At 36.7% G+C, this 1,029-nt stretch carries 2 protein-coding genes; both read left to right on the top strand.

Going from position 1 to position 1,029, the window contains the following annotated elements:
- The coding region (locus tag AC1DPQ_RS28700; protein ID WP_477611706.1) for a T9SS type A sorting domain-containing protein at nt 1-255 on the top strand (255 nt) is incomplete at its 5' end.
- Nucleotides 256-618: 363 nt separating this feature from the next.
- A partial coding sequence (locus tag AC1DPQ_RS28695) for a ligand-binding sensor domain-containing protein (protein ID WP_477611705.1) occupies nt 619-1,029 on the top strand: 411 nt, incomplete at its 3' end.

The following is a 1,029-nucleotide window of genomic DNA, read 5'->3' as shown; positions in this document are numbered from 1 at the left end:
GTACCTGAGCATAAAGATATAAAAGTGCAGGCATACCCCAATCCTGTAGAAAGGGTACTCCATGTAAATCTCACTGGGTATAACGGTGCTCAGGAAGCGCGGCTGTTCGATATATTTGGCCGAACTTTACAGCGTGGGAGACTTATCAATGACAGTGTTGACTTTGATGTATCTGGATTGAGCGCAGGTTTATATGTAGTGAGAATATATGGCAACAATAAATCGATAGCTACAGTGAAAATAGTGAAGATATAAAGTATACTTAGTAGATCTTGTCCCGTAGGGTTAACCCGACAAGATCCGAACACCAAGTTATAACCAGCAAAGATTAATAGGTGCTTTTGCAATTGAATAAAAACAAGAGCTGCATTCATACTCTATGAATGCAGCTCTTTGTATTTAGTGCTCCTGGGAAGACTATTAACGAACTTTTTTAATTGATTACTTGAAGCTAATTGCAGATTTGAAGATTCCGAAATGATCTGTTTGTGTAAAAAAAGGACGAGGCGACATAGCTTACCGGTCAGGCTTGATTGGAAGAATTGCAAAAATGATATTATTTAATCTATTTAGGTGAAAAATTATAGTAGTTTGAACTGATTTGTAAACCTGTAGAGAATGATGTATATTGTTTCAAATCTGTATTTATCATTTCCAATCATCCCAATGAAGAGCCCTTTTAACACATTAATGATCGCTAGCATGATATTGCTATGTTCTTTTAATGAAGCTTTTGCGCAGCTTTCTTTTGATCATTTGTCGGTAAACAATGGACTTTCACAGAGTACGGTTCAATCCATCTGCAAAGACAGCAGGGGCTATATGTGGTTTGGTACACGCGATTGCTTAAACAGATATAATGGTAAGGCGATTAAAATTTACAGAACAAGTTCCGATAATAGTTCTATTAGTTCCGATGATTACATATTCGCACTGAAAGAGGATCATGAAAAAAATCTTTGGATTGGAACACAAAATGGGCTAAACCGCTATATCGCTGAAAAAGATGCTTTTGAACGCATCATCTAC

Source organism: Pedobacter sp. 01T416_2 (genome assembly GCF_056398925.1).
Note: the sequence above shows the minus strand (reverse complement) of the source record. Positions and strands in the feature narration are given on the sequence as shown.